17 protein-coding genes and 1 other annotated feature are annotated in these 17,844 nt (G+C 50.4%); all 17 genes read right to left on the reverse strand.

Annotated elements, in window-relative coordinates; all coding sequences use genetic code 11:
* Window positions 1–9: 9 nt before the first annotated feature.
* The gene (gene rplU, locus ACFQZE_RS09715; protein ID WP_379356226.1) at window positions 10–321 is read right to left on the reverse strand and encodes a 50S ribosomal protein L21; all 312 of its coding nucleotides are present in this window, start codon (window positions 319–321) and stop codon (window positions 10–12) included.
* Window positions 322–335: 14 nt separating this feature from the next.
* Window positions 336–418, reverse strand: a sequence feature (ribosomal protein L21 leader region).
* A 70-nt stretch (window positions 419–488) separates the two neighbouring features.
* On the reverse strand, window positions 489–1,712 hold the full coding sequence (locus ACFQZE_RS09720; protein WP_379356228.1) for an Rne/Rng family ribonuclease: 1,224 nt from the start codon (window positions 1,710–1,712) through the stop codon (window positions 489–491).
* Between the two features lie 38 nt (window positions 1,713–1,750).
* Window positions 1,751–2,632 (reverse strand): M50 family metallopeptidase, encoded by an 882-nt coding sequence (locus ACFQZE_RS09725; RefSeq protein WP_379356230.1) that lies wholly within the window; start codon window positions 2,630–2,632, stop codon window positions 1,751–1,753.
* Window positions 2,625–3,605, reverse strand: coding sequence for a peptidoglycan DD-metalloendopeptidase family protein (locus ACFQZE_RS09730; RefSeq protein WP_379356232.1), 981 nt, complete (start codon window positions 3,603–3,605; stop codon window positions 2,625–2,627). The genes ACFQZE_RS09725 and ACFQZE_RS09730 overlap by 8 nt, the downstream gene beginning before the upstream one ends.
* Window positions 3,606–3,781: 176 nt before the next feature.
* Entirely contained in the window at window positions 3,782–4,927 is a 1,146-nt protein-coding gene (locus ACFQZE_RS09735) for an FtsW/RodA/SpoVE family cell cycle protein (RefSeq protein ID WP_379356234.1), read from the reverse strand.
* Window positions 4,928–4,934: 7 nt separating this feature from the next.
* The gene (gene minD / locus ACFQZE_RS09740) at window positions 4,935–5,726 is read right to left on the reverse strand and encodes a septum site-determining protein MinD (RefSeq protein ID WP_379356236.1); all 792 of its coding nucleotides are present in this window, start codon (window positions 5,724–5,726) and stop codon (window positions 4,935–4,937) included.
* Window positions 5,727–5,729: 3 nt separating this feature from the next.
* Window positions 5,730–6,374, reverse strand: coding sequence for a septum site-determining protein MinC (minC, locus tag ACFQZE_RS09745; protein ID WP_379357008.1), 645 nt, complete (start codon window positions 6,372–6,374; stop codon window positions 5,730–5,732).
* An 87-nt stretch (window positions 6,375–6,461) separates the two neighbouring features.
* Window positions 6,462–6,986, reverse strand: a complete 525-nt coding sequence (gene mreD / locus ACFQZE_RS09750; RefSeq protein ID WP_379356238.1) for a rod shape-determining protein MreD — start codon at window positions 6,984–6,986, stop codon at window positions 6,462–6,464.
* Window positions 6,983–7,846 (reverse strand): rod shape-determining protein MreC, encoded by an 864-nt coding sequence (gene mreC / locus ACFQZE_RS09755; RefSeq protein ID WP_379357010.1) that lies wholly within the window; start codon window positions 7,844–7,846, stop codon window positions 6,983–6,985. The genes mreD and mreC overlap by 4 nt, the downstream gene beginning before the upstream one ends.
* Window positions 7,847–7,909: 63 nt before the next feature.
* On the reverse strand, window positions 7,910–8,938 hold the full coding sequence (locus ACFQZE_RS09760; RefSeq protein WP_379356240.1) for a rod shape-determining protein: 1,029 nt from the start codon (window positions 8,936–8,938) through the stop codon (window positions 7,910–7,912).
* Between the two features lie 41 nt (window positions 8,939–8,979).
* The gene (gene radC / locus ACFQZE_RS09765) at window positions 8,980–9,666 is read right to left on the reverse strand and encodes a RadC family protein (protein WP_379356242.1); all 687 of its coding nucleotides are present in this window, start codon (window positions 9,664–9,666) and stop codon (window positions 8,980–8,982) included.
* Window positions 9,667–9,699: 33 nt separating this feature from the next.
* On the reverse strand, window positions 9,700–10,326 hold the full coding sequence (locus ACFQZE_RS09770) for a Maf family protein (protein ID WP_379356244.1): 627 nt from the start codon (window positions 10,324–10,326) through the stop codon (window positions 9,700–9,702).
* Window positions 10,327–10,365: 39 nt separating this feature from the next.
* The gene (locus tag ACFQZE_RS09775) at window positions 10,366–10,608 is read right to left on the reverse strand and encodes a DUF4321 domain-containing protein (protein WP_379356246.1); all 243 of its coding nucleotides are present in this window, start codon (window positions 10,606–10,608) and stop codon (window positions 10,366–10,368) included.
* A gap of 62 nt (window positions 10,609–10,670) precedes the next feature.
* Window positions 10,671–12,131: a hypothetical protein gene (locus tag ACFQZE_RS09780; RefSeq protein WP_379356248.1), complete on the reverse strand. Its 1,461-nt coding sequence runs from the start codon at window positions 12,129–12,131 to the stop codon at window positions 10,671–10,673.
* 126 nt (window positions 12,132–12,257) lie between these two features.
* Window positions 12,258–13,655: a UDP-N-acetylmuramate--L-alanine ligase gene (gene murC, locus ACFQZE_RS09785; protein ID WP_379356250.1), complete on the reverse strand. Its 1,398-nt coding sequence runs from the start codon at window positions 13,653–13,655 to the stop codon at window positions 12,258–12,260.
* Window positions 13,656–13,662: 7 nt separating this feature from the next.
* Window positions 13,663–15,048 carry a bifunctional folylpolyglutamate synthase/dihydrofolate synthase gene (locus ACFQZE_RS09790; protein ID WP_379356252.1) on the reverse strand — a complete coding sequence of 462 codons (1,386 nt, stop codon included), beginning with the start codon at window positions 15,046–15,048 and terminating at the stop codon, window positions 13,663–13,665.
* 37 nt (window positions 15,049–15,085) lie between these two features.
* Window positions 15,086–17,731: a valine--tRNA ligase gene (locus ACFQZE_RS09795; protein ID WP_379356254.1), complete on the reverse strand. Its 2,646-nt coding sequence runs from the start codon at window positions 17,729–17,731 to the stop codon at window positions 15,086–15,088.
* Window positions 17,732–17,844 lie beyond the last annotated feature (113 nt).

A 17,844-nucleotide genomic window follows, 5' to 3' on the forward strand; every position in this document is an offset into this window, starting at 1 on the left:
AAAACCTTCTTACGCTTGGATTTTCTCGATTGTTACTTTTGTGTAAGGCTGACGATGACCTTGCTTGCGACGGTAGTTCTTTTTGGCTTTGTATTTGTAAACGGTAATTTTTTGGCCTTTGCCGTGTTTCTCGACTTTGCCTGTTACCGTAGCGCCGGATACAACCGGAGCGCCAGTTACGAATCCGTCCTTGCCGGATACGGCCAGAACGCGATCGAACGTTACGTTGCCGCCTTCGTTTCCGTCCAGTTTCTCGATGTAAATTACATCGCCCTCCTGAACTTTGTATTGCTTGCCGCCAGTTTCGATAATTGCGAACATTGTGGTGCACCTCCTTGTTTTCGAAGACTCGCCTGATTTAGGTGGCAAACGGGTTTACCCCATTGCGCTTGAAACCTGATCGGAGCGGTACCTGCATACCCGCATCACCTAGATACGAAACATACACCCAAACAGTTTATCATATCCAAATGCCTAGTTCAAGCTTTTTATGTGCGTCCACAGCTTTTGCAGCTTCCGTTTAATTGCTTCTTAGCATTTTCGCGCGCCTTTTTGCGGGTCAGCTCCATAAGCCCCAGCCTTGTCCAGCCTACAATCGTACATTTTGTGCCGTCCTGCCGCGCTTGCTCCGTCATACGGTCCAAAATGCGGCCTCTGCTTTCTTCCTGCTGCATATCGATAAAATCAATAATGACAATTCCTCCGACATCCCGAACCCGCAGCAATCTAGCAATCAGCTCCGCCGCTTCCATATTGGTCCGGAATACGGTATCCTCCAAATTACTTGTGCCAGTATATTTGCCCGTATTGACATCGATGACAGTCAGCGCTTCCGTTTCTTCCCAAATGAGGTAACCGCCGTTTCTCATTGGGATGCGTCTAGAAAAGGCCTCCTCGACCTGTACATTCACTTTAAACTCCTTAAACAGCGTCTGGTCCGCACGGGGCTTAAACAAACGAAGCCGCTCCGTAAGTTTCGGCGCCATATCGCAGAGCAATTTAGAGACTTCGTCCAAAGCGGACTCGCTGTCGATCCATACCTCGTCGATATCCGGCGCCAGGCTATCCCGCATGACCCGGTGCATAAGCCCGGCTTCGCAGTGAAGAAGCGCAGGAGCCTGCACCCTCTTAGCCCGCTCTTCCACTGAACTCCACAGCTCTCTCAGTCTCGCAACGTCGGCGCTTAGCGAGCCTTCCTCTTCGCCTTCCGCCGCCGTACGCAAGATGATTCCCTCCTCATCCATGCGAAGCTTCTCGCCAAGGATGCGCAGCCGCTCCCTCTCGCCGTCGCCGTCTATCTTTTTGGACACGCCGACATAATCCGCTTGCGGCATATAGACAAGCCACCGGCCGGCAAGATTAAAATGCGTAGTGACGCGCGCACCCTTTCCTCCGAGAGGATCTTTCACCACTTGTACAATAAGCTCCCCTCCGGGCTGCGCGACTTCCCCGATTGCGGGTTTGGGCTTTGGCTGCTTTTCCGCGTGAGGATGCAGCATATCGTCGATATAAAGAAAAGCATTTTTCCCTAGACCTATATCTACAAAAGCCGCCCCCATGCCGGGAAGCACATTCACTATTTTCCCTTTGTATACATTGCCGACTAGGCTGACCCCACCGGATTTCTCTACAAAAAACTCTGAAAGTTTGCCGTCGTCGAGCACCGCCGTTTTCAGCGTGTCCCCATCCCTGTGCAGCAGCAATTGCTTCATGATCATCACGCCTCTTTCGCGGTAGCTTTTCCTATAGTTTAACTGAAAAGCTCTTTTACTGCACGATAAGGACTGGCGCCGGACAAGCAGCCTTCTACAATGCGCCCTTCCGGAAGCATCTGAAAGCCGGAACCGTCAGGCTCCGCCACGTAAATCAAATGAAGCTTCTCCCTGCCGAACAGCTTCGCTACGGAAAGAATAGATTGGCTTCCGCTTACCATGATCGGGCTGGCCGTTTTGCCAGCTTGAAGAGCCATGTCTGCAAATTGACCGCGCCGCGTTAAAAAGCGGTAAAACAATAGAGGAATATTGCGGCGATAAGTCCAGTTAGTTGCCAGTAAAAAAAGGGCTACGATCAGCAAATTCAGCTGAATGCCGCCCTCCGCCGTCAAAAGCGGGGCAACCGAAAGCCCAAGCATAACAAGGCTGGTAAGCAGACTGATTCTCGCCGACCAAACAAGCACGCGGTAATATTGAAAAAAATAGCTGAAAGCCGCTTGCAGCAGCTTACCCCCGTCAAGCGGATGAATGGGGAGCAAATTAAACAAAGCGATCATGAGATTGGCCTGAGCGACATAATGCCCCCACTCCCCATCCCAAACGCCGGCGGCGCCAAGTCCCCAAGCCAGCGCCCCCATCCACACATTTTGCAGCGGACCAGCAATGGCGACAAGCGCTTCTTCGCGGGCGGACAGCCCCCCGGCTTCCTCTACCTCCGCCACTCCGCCAAACGGCAAGAGCTTGACCTCCCGTATAGTCCAGCCAAAACTCCGGGCCGCCACTACATGCCCAAGCTCATGCACAAGCACGATAACAAACAAAGTAATCAGCTCGGCGAAATAGCCCGTGACGGCCGAAGCCATCATAATGATGACGAACAAAGGATGAATCGACCAAACGATGCCGCGCCATTTAATCAATCGGGATCACGTCCAGCGGATCTACGTACCGATCGTTTTGCTTGATGGCAAAATAGAGCAAAACCGGATCCCCATCGCTCGCTTGAGGCAAACGTCCAATCGTCTGCCCCGCCTCCACCCACTCGTTGACCTCCACGTTTGCGCTGCCGAGCTTGCCATAAATCGAAATACGGTCGTTGGCATGCTGAATAAGGACGCTGTCTTTCTCCTCCGTCACTTGAATGACCCTGCCGGTTTCCGCCGATACGACCTCAGCTCCCGCTTCGCCCGCTATTTCTATTCCGCTTAGCAAATCTGCAAACGTACGGACGACCGTCGCGTCCTGCAAAGGAGATACGACAGGCGTGCCCGCTTTTCCATCCACAAGCGCCGAATCTTCTGAGCCGTCTTGAAAAATAGGGATAAAAGACGGGGCTCCCGCAAACACATCTTTATACCACGTTGCCGCTGCCGTAAAGTCGATTTCATCCTGAAACGCTCCTGACAAAAGGGCCTGTCCTTTAACCGCCCAAGGCTCGTCCGAATGGTACATCCCCCATGCGCCGCCAAAAATGGCTAGCGATACAATCGATTTCCATACTAGCTCCCTGCGCAGTCTGCTCAAGCCCGGCGCCTTAGGAGGAATGTAGTCGGTATGCTGCGATTTGACATAACTTCTTATTTGTCCAGGCCGATCCCCAGTCTCCCAAGAAACCCATGGGTTTGGATTGCGTTTCCAGGCCGTTTCGGGATCGGAATAATTGTGTTGATGATTGTGCCGCAAGTCCACTCGTTCAGCAATGTCCAGATCCTCATTCGAATCCGGGAAGCGGATATGCCCATCATCATGGCGGGCATTGCCGTTTCCGGCGTCTCCCCTTCCGTTCGTCTCTTTTGTTGCTCCGATCTCCCGCACATCTCCGCCGCTATATTGATCCAGCAGACTTTTGATTTTGTCGTGCCGGCGCTGCTTCACGTCCTTGATCAATCCCATGTTTCACTCCCCGTTTCCTAGAGGCTCCATTCATGCGGCCCCTTCTCTTACTTTCATAGGTATGAAGCGGGGGAGACAAGTATTCGCCGCATAAAGGACTGTCCTAAAAAGAATAAGTTGCAAAAACAAAAAAGCATGGCGACCGGTTTCATCCGGCTGCCATGCTTCATTAATTTCTATTCCGCAAGCTCATACACTTCCTGATGGGCCTTAATACTGAACACGAGGCCAATGGAAGCCATATTCAGCAGCAGCGAAGTGCCTCCATAGCTGACAAAAGGCAGCGTAATGCCGGTAATCGGCATTAGCCCAATCATCATGCCTATATTTTGGAACACTTGGAAAACAAACATCGTTACAATGCCTATGACGATATAAGACGCTCGCCTATCGTAGCATTTAAACGCAATCATAATCATTCGGTAGATGAGCAAAAAGTACAGCAGCAGCAAAATGGCTGAGCCCTGAAAGCCGAATTCCTCGCCGATCACGACAAAAATGGAGTCCGAATACGTATACGGAACGAAGCCGCCATTTTTCATATCGCCCTGCAAGTAGCCGTCTCCGCTTAATCCCCCCGAACCTATTGCAATTTGCGCGTTGTCCGCTTGACGGCTGGCGTCGGGACTTGCTTCCGACGGGTTGATATAGGTATTGATCCGCTCATACCAATGCTTTTTGCTTTTATCATACAAATAGTCCTTAATTTCCGTGTTAAAGGTGTTGAACAAAAACATAAACAGCATTAAACCGCCAACCACAACGGAAAGGCCGATCGCTACATGCGAATATTTAATGTTTCCGATCCATAACATGCCAATGACAATGACGAGGAAAATAATCGCATTGCCGAGATCCGGCTGAATCATCACGAGTAAAAACGGCAAAAAGGCAAATGCGCCGATTGTAAGCAAATCATTCGTAAATGTCAGACGGTCACCCGTCCGGCGCCCCATTATATATGCAATTCCGATAATCAAAATAATTTTCATAAATTCGGCAGGCTGAAAGGAAAAACCTCCGAATTTGAACCAGCCCTTTGCACCGTTAATTTCCGCCCCAAAAAAATAAACGAGAATAAGCAGTGCAACGCCCAGCCCATAAAGCACATGCCATAGCTTCAGTATAATTCTGTAGTCAAACAGAACCGCGGCAATCGCCACAAAAAAGCCGAGTCCAAAATAAACGAGCTGCTTCAAATGAAAGTTGCTAAGAGTAGCACTGTAGGCCGTTGCGCTGTTGATCGCTATTGCGCTTACCGTCATGAGACATGCAAGGATGAGCAATATGCCCCAATCCAGCTTTTTCAGTTTGTTAAGCACTAGGCAATCATCCTATTCCCAAAAACTTGCGGAATCGTTTAAAGGCGCCGGCTTTTTCATCCAATACCATCAAAGGAACCATATCCCCAAGAATGCGCCTTGCAACATTCCGATAAGCGATAGCCGCTCTCGATGCCGGATTCATGACGGTAGGCTCTCCGCTGTTGGATGCGGAAATGACTTTTTCGTCATCCGGCACAATGCCGAGCAGATCGATTGCGAGCACCTGGCAAATTTCATCGATATCCAGCATCTCTCCATTTTTTACCATCGATTGGCGAATACGATTGACAATCAATTTGGACGGGATTTTTTCCCCTTCCAGTAGTCCAATAACGCGGTCCGCATCGCGAACGGCGGCGTTTTCAGGCGTTGTAACGACAATCGCGCGATCGGCACCCGCAATCGCATTGCGGAAACCGTGCTCGATGCCTGCCGGACAGTCGATAATGACATAGTCATGCTCCTGCTTAAGTTCCAGCACCATATCGCGAACCTGCTCCGGTCTAACGGAGTCTTTATCTTTGGTTTGCGCGGCAGGCAGCATATACAGTTCATCGAAACGCTTGTCTTTCACAAGCGCCTGCCCGAGCCTGCAACGCCCTTCTACAACGTCTACCAAATCATAAATGATCCGATTTTCCAGCCCCATCACTACATCTAGATTACGAAGCCCGATATCGGTATCGACCAAACAAACCTTTTTGCCGAGCAGCGCAAGCGCCGTGCCGATATTGGCCGTAGTTGTCGTTTTTCCGACTCCGCCTTTGCCCGAAGTGATTACGATCGCTTCTCCCATGCTCTACACCCCTTTAAACATTGATGGAATTTGCCTGATACGGAATAATTGCGACAGCTTGTCTATTCTCATCTGGCCATCATCCAAATATGCGAACTCCATTGCAGCGTCGCCAGTGATCCACTCCTCCGGCGGTCTGCTGACGACATCGGCTATACGAAGCTGCGTTGGCTTCATCAGCGATGTGGCAATAATCGCGTCACTCCGTCCATCTATCCCGGCATGGGCCATGCCTCTAAGCGCACCCATGACATAAATATCGCCTGTACACAGCAAAGTGCCACCCGGATTCACATCTCCAATAAGCAGCAAATCGCCGTCATGCTCAAGCGTCTGTCCCGATCGGACAATTCCCGTTACGACATGCAGTTGAGACAGCGGCTCCTTGCCCGAATCCACTTGCGGAGCATCCGATTCGATAGAGGCGATCATTAAATTGCCTTGCGAGCGAATAATGTTGGAAAGCTGCTCCTTCTGCTCTTCATCAATTACTCTTGCCCCAAGCTTTACATGGATATGAACAAGAGGACCAGAAAGCAACTGCTGATGAGTCTTTTCGAGCTTGTACTGCAATTCGGCTAACAATGCCTCAAATGTGCACTGATCGTTGAGAAGGAACAGAAGACCTTCTTTGACGCCTTTTATCATGATATGCTGCTTCTCGGTCACGTTCGTCCCTCCCCAACCTATTGAATTCTTGCTAGCCGACCGGAATTCCTGCCAGAGCAAATCGAATTATTCCTCTTCCTTCTCTGGACTTGTTTTCATCCGGGACTCAAATATCTTCCTGACAGGGACGTAACAAGCGAGCGCAAAAGCAAGCTGAAGGAACAAGCTCGGAAGAATATAGTCGAGCAACGCGAACGCATAAGTCGAGTCGGTAATACGGAATACCTTATAAATAAAAAACAAAGCCGAATCATACAAAATGCAAGCGAAGCCTATCATCGAGAGCGCCATCATAACGGTTGCCCGCTTGCGCTCCATCAATACGCCGACAAAGTACCCAATTAAGCCCATGATAAAAAAATGCGGACCTAGCAAATGGCCGAAATAAACGATATCCTGCAGCAGCCCAAAGCCTGCGCCCAGCATTAAAGCCAGATGGCGGCCTCCGTAAAGCGCTGAATACATCACGATGACAAAAATAAAATGCGGAATGATGCGGGCGCCAAAGCCGTTCGGAATGATCCAAGGCATAACGGCCCCTTCCAAAACAAACAGACAAAACATGAGCGCAACGATCCGATTCATGCTCATTGCTGCTCTTCCTCCATAGAAGGAGTTTGAACGACGAACACTTCCGTCAAATGGTCAAAGCTTGCGGACAGCTTGACGGTCGCCGTATAGGTAAGACCAAAGTCACCGACCTGCTTCGTTTCGACCGTGCCTACGCGCAATCCGCGCGGATACACATTGCCAAGACCGGACGTAATGACGGTATCGCCGATTTCCATCTTATCGTTTTCGGCAATTTTGGTCATGACGAGCCTGCCCGTTTCCTTATTGTAATTGCTCAAAATGCCGAAGGACTCGTTCTCGCGCCCTTCAATGGTAGCCGCCACGGAATTAATCGTCGGCGATGCTTCATTAAGCTCAGTAATGGGCGTAATGGTTGCCGTAAAAGGAGTTACAGAGCTAACGAGGCCAATCAGACCATCCACAGTCGTAACCGCCATATTAGGCTTTACGCCGTTTTTGGAGCCGAGATTAATATTCATCGTCCGGTTGTTGGCATCGTTGCTGACGGAAATGACTTGAGCGATCAAATAGTTGTAATCGTACATTTTTTTCTGCTGTTCCGTAAACTTCAGCTCTCTTTCGAGCCTTTCATTTTCCTTGCGGATAAAATTGTACGTCACCTTGTCTCTGGCATAAGCCGCCGCCGTCTGCCGCAGCTGCTCGTTTTCCTCGTAGAGCTCATCCAGCTTTCTCAAATCCTCAAAGAAGCCCGCTACATAACCAGCGGGCTTGTAAAACCATTGCTGCACAAAACCGGAGGTGTCCTTTACGAACTTCTCCGGCCACGTCAGCTCTTTGCGATCGCTAAGCGAGAAGCCGATGATCGCAATAAACAGAATGAAACCTACCATCAAAATAAACAAACGCTTGTTTTTCATTAGATTCAACAGCCCGACCACCTGCCTATCCCATATCCGATCCTACTCAAATGAATTGCAAGCTTACCGCTTGGATCTTCCCGATCCTCTATTTTTGAACATGTGAATGTGATCCAAAGAACGGCCCGTCCCGATTGCGACGCAATCCAGCGGATTGTCGGCAACGATTACCGGCATGCCCGTTTCCCGTTGCAGCAGCTTGTCCAAATTGCGAAGCAAAGCCCCGCCGCCCGTCAGTACGATGCCGCGATCCATAATGTCGGCCGACAATTCAGGAGGACATTTCTCCAATGTCACTTTGACCGCATCCACAATCGAATTGATTGTATCCGTCAATGCATCCGTAATTTCGTCCGATGTAATAGCAAGCGTCTTAGGCAAGCCCGAAACTAAATCGCGACCGCGTATTTCGAGCGTCTCCGGCTTGTCGAGCTGCAGCGCAGAGCCAATCTCCATCTTAAGCTGCTCAGACGTTCTTTCGCCAATCATCAGATTGTACAAACGTTTAATGTACTGGATAATCGCCTCATCCATTTCGTCACCGGCAACCCGGATGGAACGGCTCGTTACGATGCCGCCAAGCGAAATAACGGCTACTTCCGTCGTGCCGCCGCCGATATCGACAACCATGCTGCCTGTCGGCTCCCAAACTGGCAAATCGGCGCCGATAGCGGCTGCAAACGGCTCCTCAATCGTATAGGCTTCGCGTGCGCCGGCCTGCTTGGCCGCATCCTCAACCGCCCGTTGCTCTACTGCGGTAATGCCGGAAGGCACACAAACCATGACGTTCGGATGACGCGGAAACAAAGACCGCTGCTTCTGCGCAGAACGGATAAAATATTTAATCATCGTAGCCGTCGTTTCAAAATCGGCGATAACGCCGTCCTTCATCGGTCTGATGGCGCGAATATTGCCAGGCGTTCTGCCGATCATCTTTTTGGCTTGCTCGCCCACCGCTTCAATCGTTTTTGAATCCGTACGTATAGCAACCACAGATGGCTCTCTAACGACAATTCCTTTACCTTTTACATATACAAGGGTATTCGCAGTACCCAAATCGATTCCCAAATCTTTCGAAAAACTCCCAAACATGTTCTTGCTCCCTTCTCATTACGACAATCCCTTATATTATATTACAAATAACCTTGCTCCTTCAAACTGACAAACCTTCCATCTCCGATAACCAAATGATCCAGCAGTTCGATTCCGATCAACTGCCCCGCTTCCGCCAACCGTTTCGTAAGCGAAATGTCCTCGGGACTCGGCGCCGGATCGCCGCTTGGATGATTATGAGCGCAAATGATAGACGCGCTGCTGCATTTAATAGCCGCTCGGAACACCTCGCGCGGATGAACGAGCGAAGCGTTCAGCGTCCCCATCGACAATGTTTCCCGGGCAATAATATGGTTTTTGGTATTTAGGAACAAACAGACAAAATGCTCCTTTTTTAAATAGCGGAGCTCTTCCATGACATAATCGGCGGCGTCCTTAGGCCTTCGCACAATGGTAGCTTCTCCCAGACGACTTTTCGTAATGCGCCTGCCCAGCTCGATCCCGGCTTTTAGCTGCAGCGCCTTGGCCGTTCCGATTCCGCTGATCGAGGTAAGCTCCTCCATACTCATATCCAGCAAGTTCCGCAAGCTGCCGCATTGCTTCAAAATCGCTCCCGCCAAATGAACAGCGGACTGGCGCTTCGTTCCCGTTCGCAATAAAATAGCCAGCAGCTCCGCATGGCTAAGTGCTTCTGCCCCATATTGCATCATGCGCTCTCTTGGACGTTCTTCATGGGGGACATCCCGCAAATTCGATGCTTGCGTCAAAAAGCCCCAACTCCCGCCATATATTCAATCCGCTTATTCCAAAACGCGAACTCCATATTGTTCCAGCATGTCCGACAGCAACGATACCGGCAAACCCATAACGCTGTAATAACAGCCCTCGATTTTGTCCACAAGCGTAGCGCCAATCCCTTGTATGCCGTAAGATCCCGCCTTGTCCAAAGGCTCGCCCGTCTCTACATAACGCTTGATTTTGCTCAGTCCGAGCTCCTTCATCCAAACTTTCGTATGACGGTGCGATACGCTCATTTTGCCGGAATCGGCAAGCAAAACCGCAACTCCGGTATAAACATCGTGCTGCCTGCCGGATAATTTCGCAAGAGTTTCGATCGCTTCTTGCTCATGCTGCGGCTTGCCTAAAATTTCGCCATCCAAAACCACTATTGTATCCGCCGCTATGATCAGGTCTCCGCCTGAACTCTCCTTCGGCAGCATGTCCAAAGCCGCTTGCGCTTTCCGCACACTCAGTTCTTCAACCGCTTGCTGCGGCGACCAATGTTCCAAAATGGTTTCATCCGCATCCGTAGACAAAATATAAACCGGCAAGGAAAGGTCCAAAGATGCGACCAGTTCCTTCCGGCGCGGCGACGATGAAGCCAGCACAAGGCGGCTTATCGATTCGGGTGTATGCTCATTATTCATCTTAAATTCCGACTCCTTATTTACAGAAACAAAGGAAATTTACAGTTTGCGATAAAGCCATATAGCCAGTATTGCCCCCGCGATGCTAAAAATGCTCAACTCAAGCTTGAGAGACAGACTAAAGCTGATGACATGCAAATCAAGCGCAGGCGACCAGGATGCCGCAATCGGTTTTGTCAAAAACGATACGGCTTTCACCGGCTCAAGCCACCGGGCAACTAGCGCGCCCGCAATAAGCCCAAGCACAATAAACAAGAAAAGGATCCATCCGTTTTTCTTCATCAATCTAATCCCTTTCCTTGCAAAATGATACCTAAATCTATTATACGCAGGATGGACTCCCATTACAATGCGCTCGTAGACTCAAACCATTCTTTTTGCGCCAGCACCGCATCCAACAAGGCGGCTTGCGCCTTCCACAGCTTCGGCTTGGACGGACCTTTGTCATAGTCTTTCATACTTTGAGCTGCGCTCTCGAACGCTTTGTCGATCACAGCGTAATGATTGTTCCCTTGGTCTTTCAACAATCCTTTTTTCATTGTGGCAGCCGTTTTCGTCCAAGCGGCGTATTTTTGCTGCCATGCGGCAGAGGCAGTTTCGCCAAGCGGCGATAACGAAGGCTGCTCCAATTGGGCGGCAATCAATGAGGACCATGCCGTAGCCAAACTGTTGGTCTCTTCGAAAAACAAGCTGGCTTCGCTCATGCTGCCGCCAAACGCCAGCTTGTCGGGAGTACGAAGAACGAGTTCTTTTTTGTATAATGCGATACCTTGAAGCTGCGACACAATCGTTGCCGCTCCCCCCTGATCTGCAGCTATTCCGGCATAAACGGAAAATCCATTTTCCGTTTTGGTTACAGCAGATGGAAATCCCTTTTTCGACAATTGGCTAATCGCTCCATCACGGCCTGCCGCTCCGCTAAACACTCCGAATTGCAGCAAAGTATACGAATAAGACTTTCCGCTTATATCGACCGAAGCCGCAGCCGCTGCTGGCTTATCGGGCAAGTTCTCTTTCGATGTTCCTTGACCGGATTGATCAGCTTGTCCGGCGCTCTCTGCCAAAGGCAAACTTACTATTTCATCCAGCGTTACGCCTTTTCCATTTGCGGAAACGGCCCCTCCGCCTTCCCCCTCCTTGCCGCCGGGCCACAAAACGCCTCCCGTCAACAACGTTAAAATGAGATAGCCGAACAAAGCCCCCGTAGCCAGCGCGCCTGCAACCGACAAAAAAACGTTAAGCCAAGAAGGCCCTTGTTTTTTTTGCCGATAACGCTTCCTGCCGCCCGCCTCTTCTTTGAACAGATGCTGCTCCTTTTGCCAATATTCGTTCAGTCCGCCTGATGTCGTCTCGGCATAAGCGGCATTGTCCCCATGCTTCTCGGAAGATGCCTCCCCTATATCCGCTCCACTTTCAACATCCATTTCCACAGATTCCCGCTCGGCAAAATGGTCCTCATCAGACTCGTCCTTCTCGCTCTCATTAGAGTCCCGGTTAGAGCCATAGTTAGAATCCTCCCGAAATCCCGATTCCCGTATAAGCGTTTCAAGAGCGCTAATATCTTCTTGATATACGCTCTCCCAAGGATGAATCTCATCTATAGTATTCGAAGCAAGATTTTGATATAAGGGGACAACCTTGCCGGTAAATTCAGGCTTGCCCTTTTTGGCATGCTCCGGCTCCCTCTTGTCCTCCAGCTTGACGTTTTCCTCCCGCTTTCTTTCCTCTTCCAGCTCCCATTCACGCCCAGTCATTTGGCGTCCTTGCCGATCAAAACGGTAAGTGATCCGATTGTTGGAATTCATTATCGATCTCTCCCTCGCCCTAGTATGTGCTATTAGTCTATGAAACGATTAAGAGAGTTATGACGGATTCGCAAGATTTGGATCACAAAAAAACGGAGGGGCTCCAGGAGACCCTCCGTTTTTGCTTTATTGTGAGTGAAGCGATTTCGCCAGCGCATCCGCCACTTTCCAAATATCGCCCGCTCCCATTGTAATAACAAGATCGCCAGGAGCAACCCTTTCTTTAAGCACTTCCAGCACTTCTTCTTTGGTTGCGATATATTCGGCGCTGGCATGGCTGTTTTTCCTAATGAGCTCTACCAGCTTGCCGGAGCTGACGCCTTCAATTTGTTTCTCCCCGGCTGGGGAATAAATGTCGGTAATGATCACTTGATCCGCTTCCGGAAACGCTCTGCTAAACTGCTCAAACAGAAAATAAGTCCGCGTATAGCGCTGCGGCTGGAAAACGGCGATAATCCGTTTGCCCGTTGCCTTTGCCGCGCTGATCGTCGCTTGAATTTCTGTCGGATGATGGGCATAGTCGTCAATGACCAGAATGTCATTGATCTCTCCAAGCACCTGAAAACGCCGCTTCGCACCCCGGAACGATTTAATGGCTTCCTTTACAGCGTCAAAGGCCAGGCCCGCTTCAAGACAAGTAATAACGGTAGCCATTGAGTTGTATACGTTGTGAAGTCCCGGCACCGACAGCTCGATCGTTCCGAGCTCCACTTCGCCCCGCAGCATAGTGTAGGAAACTTTGCGGTCTCCAAGCACGATATCGGCAGCTTTGTACTGGGCATTGCCCTCAATGCCGTACGTAACAAGCTGAGACGCTTCTTTATCCGATTGTCCGGCATAAATTTGCGGCAGCAGCTCTTGAACGATTATATCGTCAGCGCATACAATCGCCTTGCCGCCTTCTTTTACTTGCCTTAGAAACTGGACATAGGCGGCTTTCAGCTTTTCGAAATCGCCATCGTAATTTTCCAAATGATCCGGCTCAATGTTGGTCACGATCGCAATGGAAGGATGGTATTGCAAGAAAGAACCGTCGCTTTCATCCGCTTCCGCAACTACATATTCCCCTTTGCCGGCTTTGGCATTGGTGCCTACGTTGACGATTTCCCCGCCGATAATATAGGTAGGATCGGCCTTGCACGACTCCATCACCAGAGCAATCATGGACGACGTTGTCGTCTTCCCATGGGCGCCCGCTACAGCGACGCCTTTGCCCGCATTCATTAGTCTAGCCAGCATTTGGGCGCGATGCAGCACAGGAATGTTCAGCTCCTCCGCCGCTCTGCGCTCTACATTGTCGCTTGTCAGCGCCGTCGAGTACACGACAAGATCAGCGCCCTTGACATGCTCCGGCTGATGTCCGATATAAATATCGGCCCCTTTCGCGGCCAGCTTTTCCGTAAGCTCCTGCCGCGCCACATCGGAACCCGTCACCTTATAGCCCATTTCGAGCATAACGCGGGCGATAGCGCTCATTCCGTAACCGCCGATTCCGATGAAATGCACATGTTCTGCCGTATTCAAAGACGGTTCACCAACCTTTTTCAGAATCCGAGTTGTACAGCAAGCGAGCGCGTGCATCCGCTATTAAATATAGCGTTCCAGTCACGACTCCCAGATCGCCTGCCTCGGTCAACTGTTGTAATTTGTTCAATGCTTTTTTCCAATCTTTTTCAATTATTAGCTCAAACGGCTTCCAATCCGGATGATTCCGGCGTATTTCCTCTACGATTTCAGCCAAACTTTCCGCTTCCATCTTCATCCGATAATCAGGCTCGGTTAAAATAAGCGTATCCACTATTGGTAGTATATGCTTAAATGTATCTTCATGATTCTTATTCTCTAGCATACCCATAACGACATGCAGACGGTCGTAGGAATACGTTCCCTTCAAAGCATCGACCAGCACAGCAGCTCCTTCGGGATTATGGGCTCCGTCGAGCAAAAGGCGCGGCTCTCGCATCACCATTTCCATCCGTCCCGGCCAAGCCGCTTTCAGCAGCCCCGCTTGCAGCACCTCGTCATCAAGCACAAGCGCGTTATACTGGCGCAGCGTCTCTAGAGCCATGACGGCAACAGCCGCATTCGTCCGCTGATGCGCTCCGTTTAGGCCGATTTTAAGCGGCTCAATCGTGCGGAACAGTCCTTCGAAGCGGAAGGTTTGTTCGTCTTCCTGAACGGACACGGCCGTTTCTTGAAACTGTTCTCCCAGCAAATAAAACGAGCTTCTTTTTTCAGCGGCAACCCGTTTCAGCACCTCAATAACTTCAGGCTGAGTAGCAGCGCTGACAACCGGAACGCCCGGCTTAATAATGCCCGCTTTTTCTTCCGCTACCTTCTCAAGCGTATCGCCCAAACGATCCATATGATCATGGCCAATATTAGTGATAACGGACAGAACGGGATATACGATGTTCGTTACATCCATGCGCCCGCCAAGCCCCGTCTCCCAAACGACATAATCGGGATAAACCACTGTTGCAAAATAAAGAATAGCAAGCGCGGTAGACACTTCAAACATTGTAGGAGAGCCCAGTTCGGTTTCCGCTATCGCTTCGATATGAGGCTTCAATTGATTGGACAGACGAAGCAGCGTTTCCTCTTCAATATCTTGTCCGTTGTACTGAAAACGGTTTGTGAACTTGGTAATATAAGGGGAAGTGAACGTCCCCACATCGTATCCGCCCTCAATTAGCGCACTTGTCAAAAAGGCACAGGTCGAACCTTTGCCGTTCGTTCCCGCAACATGAATAAACTTAAGTCTTCTGTGCGGATTGTCAAGACGATTCATCAGCGCCTCGATACGCTCCAAACCCGGCCGTATGCCGAAAGGAATAAGCCCCGTAATCCAGTCCACAGCCTCTTGATAAGAGGAGAGAGACGCACTCTCTCCATTCACGCGTACCATATCTGCCATTCCTCCATCTCATCCTGTCGTCAATCGGCAAGCAGCATTAACCGCGCAATTCGGCAATTCGGGCCAACACTTTATCGCGTTTCTCCGCATAGTCCTTCATTTTGGCGCGCTCTTCTTCGATGACCTTTGCAGGAGCTTTGGCAACAAAACCTTCATTGCCCAGCTTCTTCTCCACACGCTCCACTTCGTTTACAAGCGTTTGATGCTCCTTCTCTAGGCGAGCAATTTCTTGAGAAATATCTATCAAACCGGCAAGCGGCAAATACAGCTCCGCTCCCGTAATAATGGAGCTCATCGCTTTATCCGGCGCAGTGACATGCAGGCCGCTTTCCAGCAAGGAGGTACCGCAGAACCGTTTAATAAACTCTTCGTTGCGGGTCAGAATGGCTGCTTCCGCTTCGCCGGCAGGCTTAATGAGAAGCTCTACCTTTTTGCTCATCGGCACGTTGACTTCCGCACGAATATTACGTACGGAACGAATCATTTCCATAAGCAGCTCCATTTCCTTCACCGCATCCGGAGCTTCAAGCGATTCCTCGTACACCGGCCACGGGGCGAGCGTAATCGTCTCTCCTTCATGCGGCAAGTGCTGCCAAATTTCTTCACTAATAAACGGCATGAACGGATGGATCAAACGCTGAGTACGATCCAGCACATAAGCAAGCACCGACTGAGTTGCGCGTTTTGCCGCTTCGTCCTCTCCATTCAAGCTTAATTTCGAGAACTCGATATACCAGTCGCACAAATCGTCCCAAATGAAGTTGTACAGAAGACGTCCCGTCTCCCCAAATTCATAGCTGTCGATAAGGCGGGTTACATCACGAACCGTCTCGTTCAATCGATGCAAAATCCAGCGGTCCGCTGTGCCCAGCTTCACGTCGATATTAATGTCGCTTGACCCGAATCCTTCCAAATTCATAAGCGCAAAACGCGACGCGTTCCAAATTTTGTTGGCGAAATTGCGCGCCTGCTCTACCTTCTCGAAGCGGAAACGCAAATCCTGTCCCGGCGTACTGCCCGTCGAAATCATAAAGCGCATCGCATCCGCGCCGTATTGCTCAATAACATCAAGCGGGTCAACACCGTTGCCCAGCGACTTGGACATTTTTTGCCCATCTTTATCGCGGACCAGACCATGCAGCAACACATCTTTAAACGGCATTTGATCTGTAAACTCAAGCGCAGTGAAAATCATCCGGGATACCCAGAAATAAATAATGTCATATCCCGTAACGAGTACGTCCGTTGGATAATATTTTTTCAGATCGTTGGTTTGATCCGGCCAGCCGAGCGTAGAGAACGGCCAAAGCGCGGAGCTGAACCACGTATCGAGCACGTCATTGTCTTGGCGAAGGTGATCGCCTGGCAAATCTTCGCGGGAAACATGAAGCTCTCCAGTCGCATCGTCGTACCAAGCCGGGATGCGGTGTCCCCACCAAAGCTGTCTGGAAATACACCAGTCACGAACATTTTCGATCCAGTTCAAATATATTTTTTCAAAACGGTCCGGCACAAACTGCACGCCTTTGCCCGATTTTTGCGCAGCAATAGCGGCTTCCGCCAGCGGCTTCATCGCAACGAACCATTGTGTCGACAAATACGGCTCCACAACGGCGCCGCTGCGCTCGCTATGTCCGACTTGGTGAACATGGTCTTCAATTAGAACGCACACGCCCTGCTCCTGCAAATCTTTCACGAGCGCCTTGCGACATTCAAAACGGTCTTGCCCCTGATAAGGGCCGGCTTCGGCGTTCATCTTGCCGTTTTCGTCCATGACGATAATTTGCGGCAATCCATGGCGCTCGCCTACCTCAAAGTCGTTCGGATCATGCGCCGGCGTAATTTTCACCGCACCTGAACCAAAATCCTTTTCCACGTATTCGTCGCCGATAATCGGAATTTCGCGGCCGACAACCGGCAGCACGATCATAGAGCCGATCAAATGCTTGTAGCGCTCGTCTTCGGGATGGACAGCTACCGCGGTATCGCCAAGCATCGTCTCCGGACGAGTTGTCGCAACCGTAATATGGCCGGAGCCGTCCTTGAGCGGATATTGCAAATGGTACAGGTGGCCGTTCAGTTCTTTGTAGTCCACCTCAATGTCCGACAGAGCCGTACGGGCTTCGGGGTCCCAGTTAATAATCTTTTTCCCTCTGTAAATAAGCCCCTTTTCGTACAGGCGGACGAACACCTCGCGAACCGCTTTGGACAGACCTTCGTCGAGCGTAAATCTTTCGCGGGAATAATCTAGCGACAATCCCATCTTCGCCCATTGCGAGTGGATTGTATCCGCGTATTGCCCTTTCCATTCCCACACTTTTTCAAGGAAAGCCTCGCGGCCGAGATCATGTCTGGACTGACCTTGCTCGCGCAGCTTTTGCTCTACTTTCGTTTGAGTGGCAATGCCGGCATGATCCGTTCCCGGAAGCCATAGAGCGTCATACCCTTGCATCCGTTTGGTCCGAATCAAAATATCTTGCAGCGTAAAGTCCAGCGCATGGCCGATATGAAGCATGCCCGTTACGTTAGGGGGAGGGATAACAATCGTATACGGCTTCGCATCCGGGCGCTGGCCCGCTTCAAAATAGTTGCCCTTCACCCAATAATCGTACCACTTTTGTTCCGCTGACTTCGGATCGTACGTCGTTGGCATTGCCGAATTGAGTTGTTGATTTTCTGACATGGGTTCCATCCTCCACAAGTTCTTATACAAACAAAAAAGACCTCTCATCCTGTTAATAAAGGACGAAAGGTCATGCTTCCGTGGTACCACCTTTGTTCCGAAGGACATGCGTC

Origin of the sequence: Paenibacillus sp. GCM10027627 (genome assembly GCF_042675505.1) — a bacterium.
Classification (GTDB): domain Bacteria; phylum Bacillota; class Bacilli; order Paenibacillales; family Paenibacillaceae; genus Pristimantibacillus.

Excerpts from the sequence above, each read along its gene's own strand:
- rplU (WP_379356226.1), bottom strand. The coding sequence starts at position 321 with ATGTTCGCAATTATCGAAACTGGCGGCAAGCAATACAAAGTTCAGGAG.
- ACFQZE_RS09720 (WP_379356228.1), bottom strand. The coding sequence starts at position 1,712 with ATGAAGCAATTGCTGCTGCACAGGGATGGGGACACGCTGAAAACGGCG.
- ACFQZE_RS09730 (WP_379356232.1), bottom strand. The coding sequence starts at position 3,605 with ATGGGATTGATCAAGGACGTGAAGCAGCGCCGGCACGACAAAATCAAA.
- minD (WP_379356236.1), bottom strand. The coding sequence starts at position 5,726 with ATGGGAGAAGCGATCGTAATCACTTCGGGCAAAGGCGGAGTCGGAAAA.
- minC (WP_379357008.1), bottom strand. The coding sequence starts at position 6,374 with ATGATAAAAGGCGTCAAAGAAGGTCTTCTGTTCCTTCTCAACGATCAG.
- mreD (WP_379356238.1), bottom strand. The coding sequence starts at position 6,986 with ATGAGCATGAATCGGATCGTTGCGCTCATGTTTTGTCTGTTTGTTTTG.
- mreC (WP_379357010.1), bottom strand. The coding sequence starts at position 7,846 with ATGAAAAACAAGCGTTTGTTTATTTTGATGGTAGGTTTCATTCTGTTT.
- ACFQZE_RS09760 (WP_379356240.1), bottom strand. The coding sequence starts at position 8,938 with ATGTTTGGGAGTTTTTCGAAAGATTTGGGAATCGATTTGGGTACTGCG.
- ACFQZE_RS09770 (WP_379356244.1), bottom strand. The coding sequence starts at position 10,326 with ATGAATAATGAGCATACACCCGAATCGATAAGCCGCCTTGTGCTGGCT.
- ACFQZE_RS09775 (WP_379356246.1), bottom strand. The coding sequence starts at position 10,608 with ATGAAGAAAAACGGATGGATCCTTTTCTTGTTTATTGTGCTTGGGCTT.
- ACFQZE_RS09780 (WP_379356248.1), bottom strand. The coding sequence starts at position 12,131 with ATGAATTCCAACAATCGGATCACTTACCGTTTTGATCGGCAAGGACGC.
- ACFQZE_RS09790 (WP_379356252.1), bottom strand. The coding sequence starts at position 15,048 with ATGGCAGATATGGTACGCGTGAATGGAGAGAGTGCGTCTCTCTCCTCT.
- ACFQZE_RS09795 (WP_379356254.1), bottom strand. The coding sequence starts at position 17,731 with ATGTCAGAAAATCAACAACTCAATTCGGCAATGCCAACGACGTACGAT.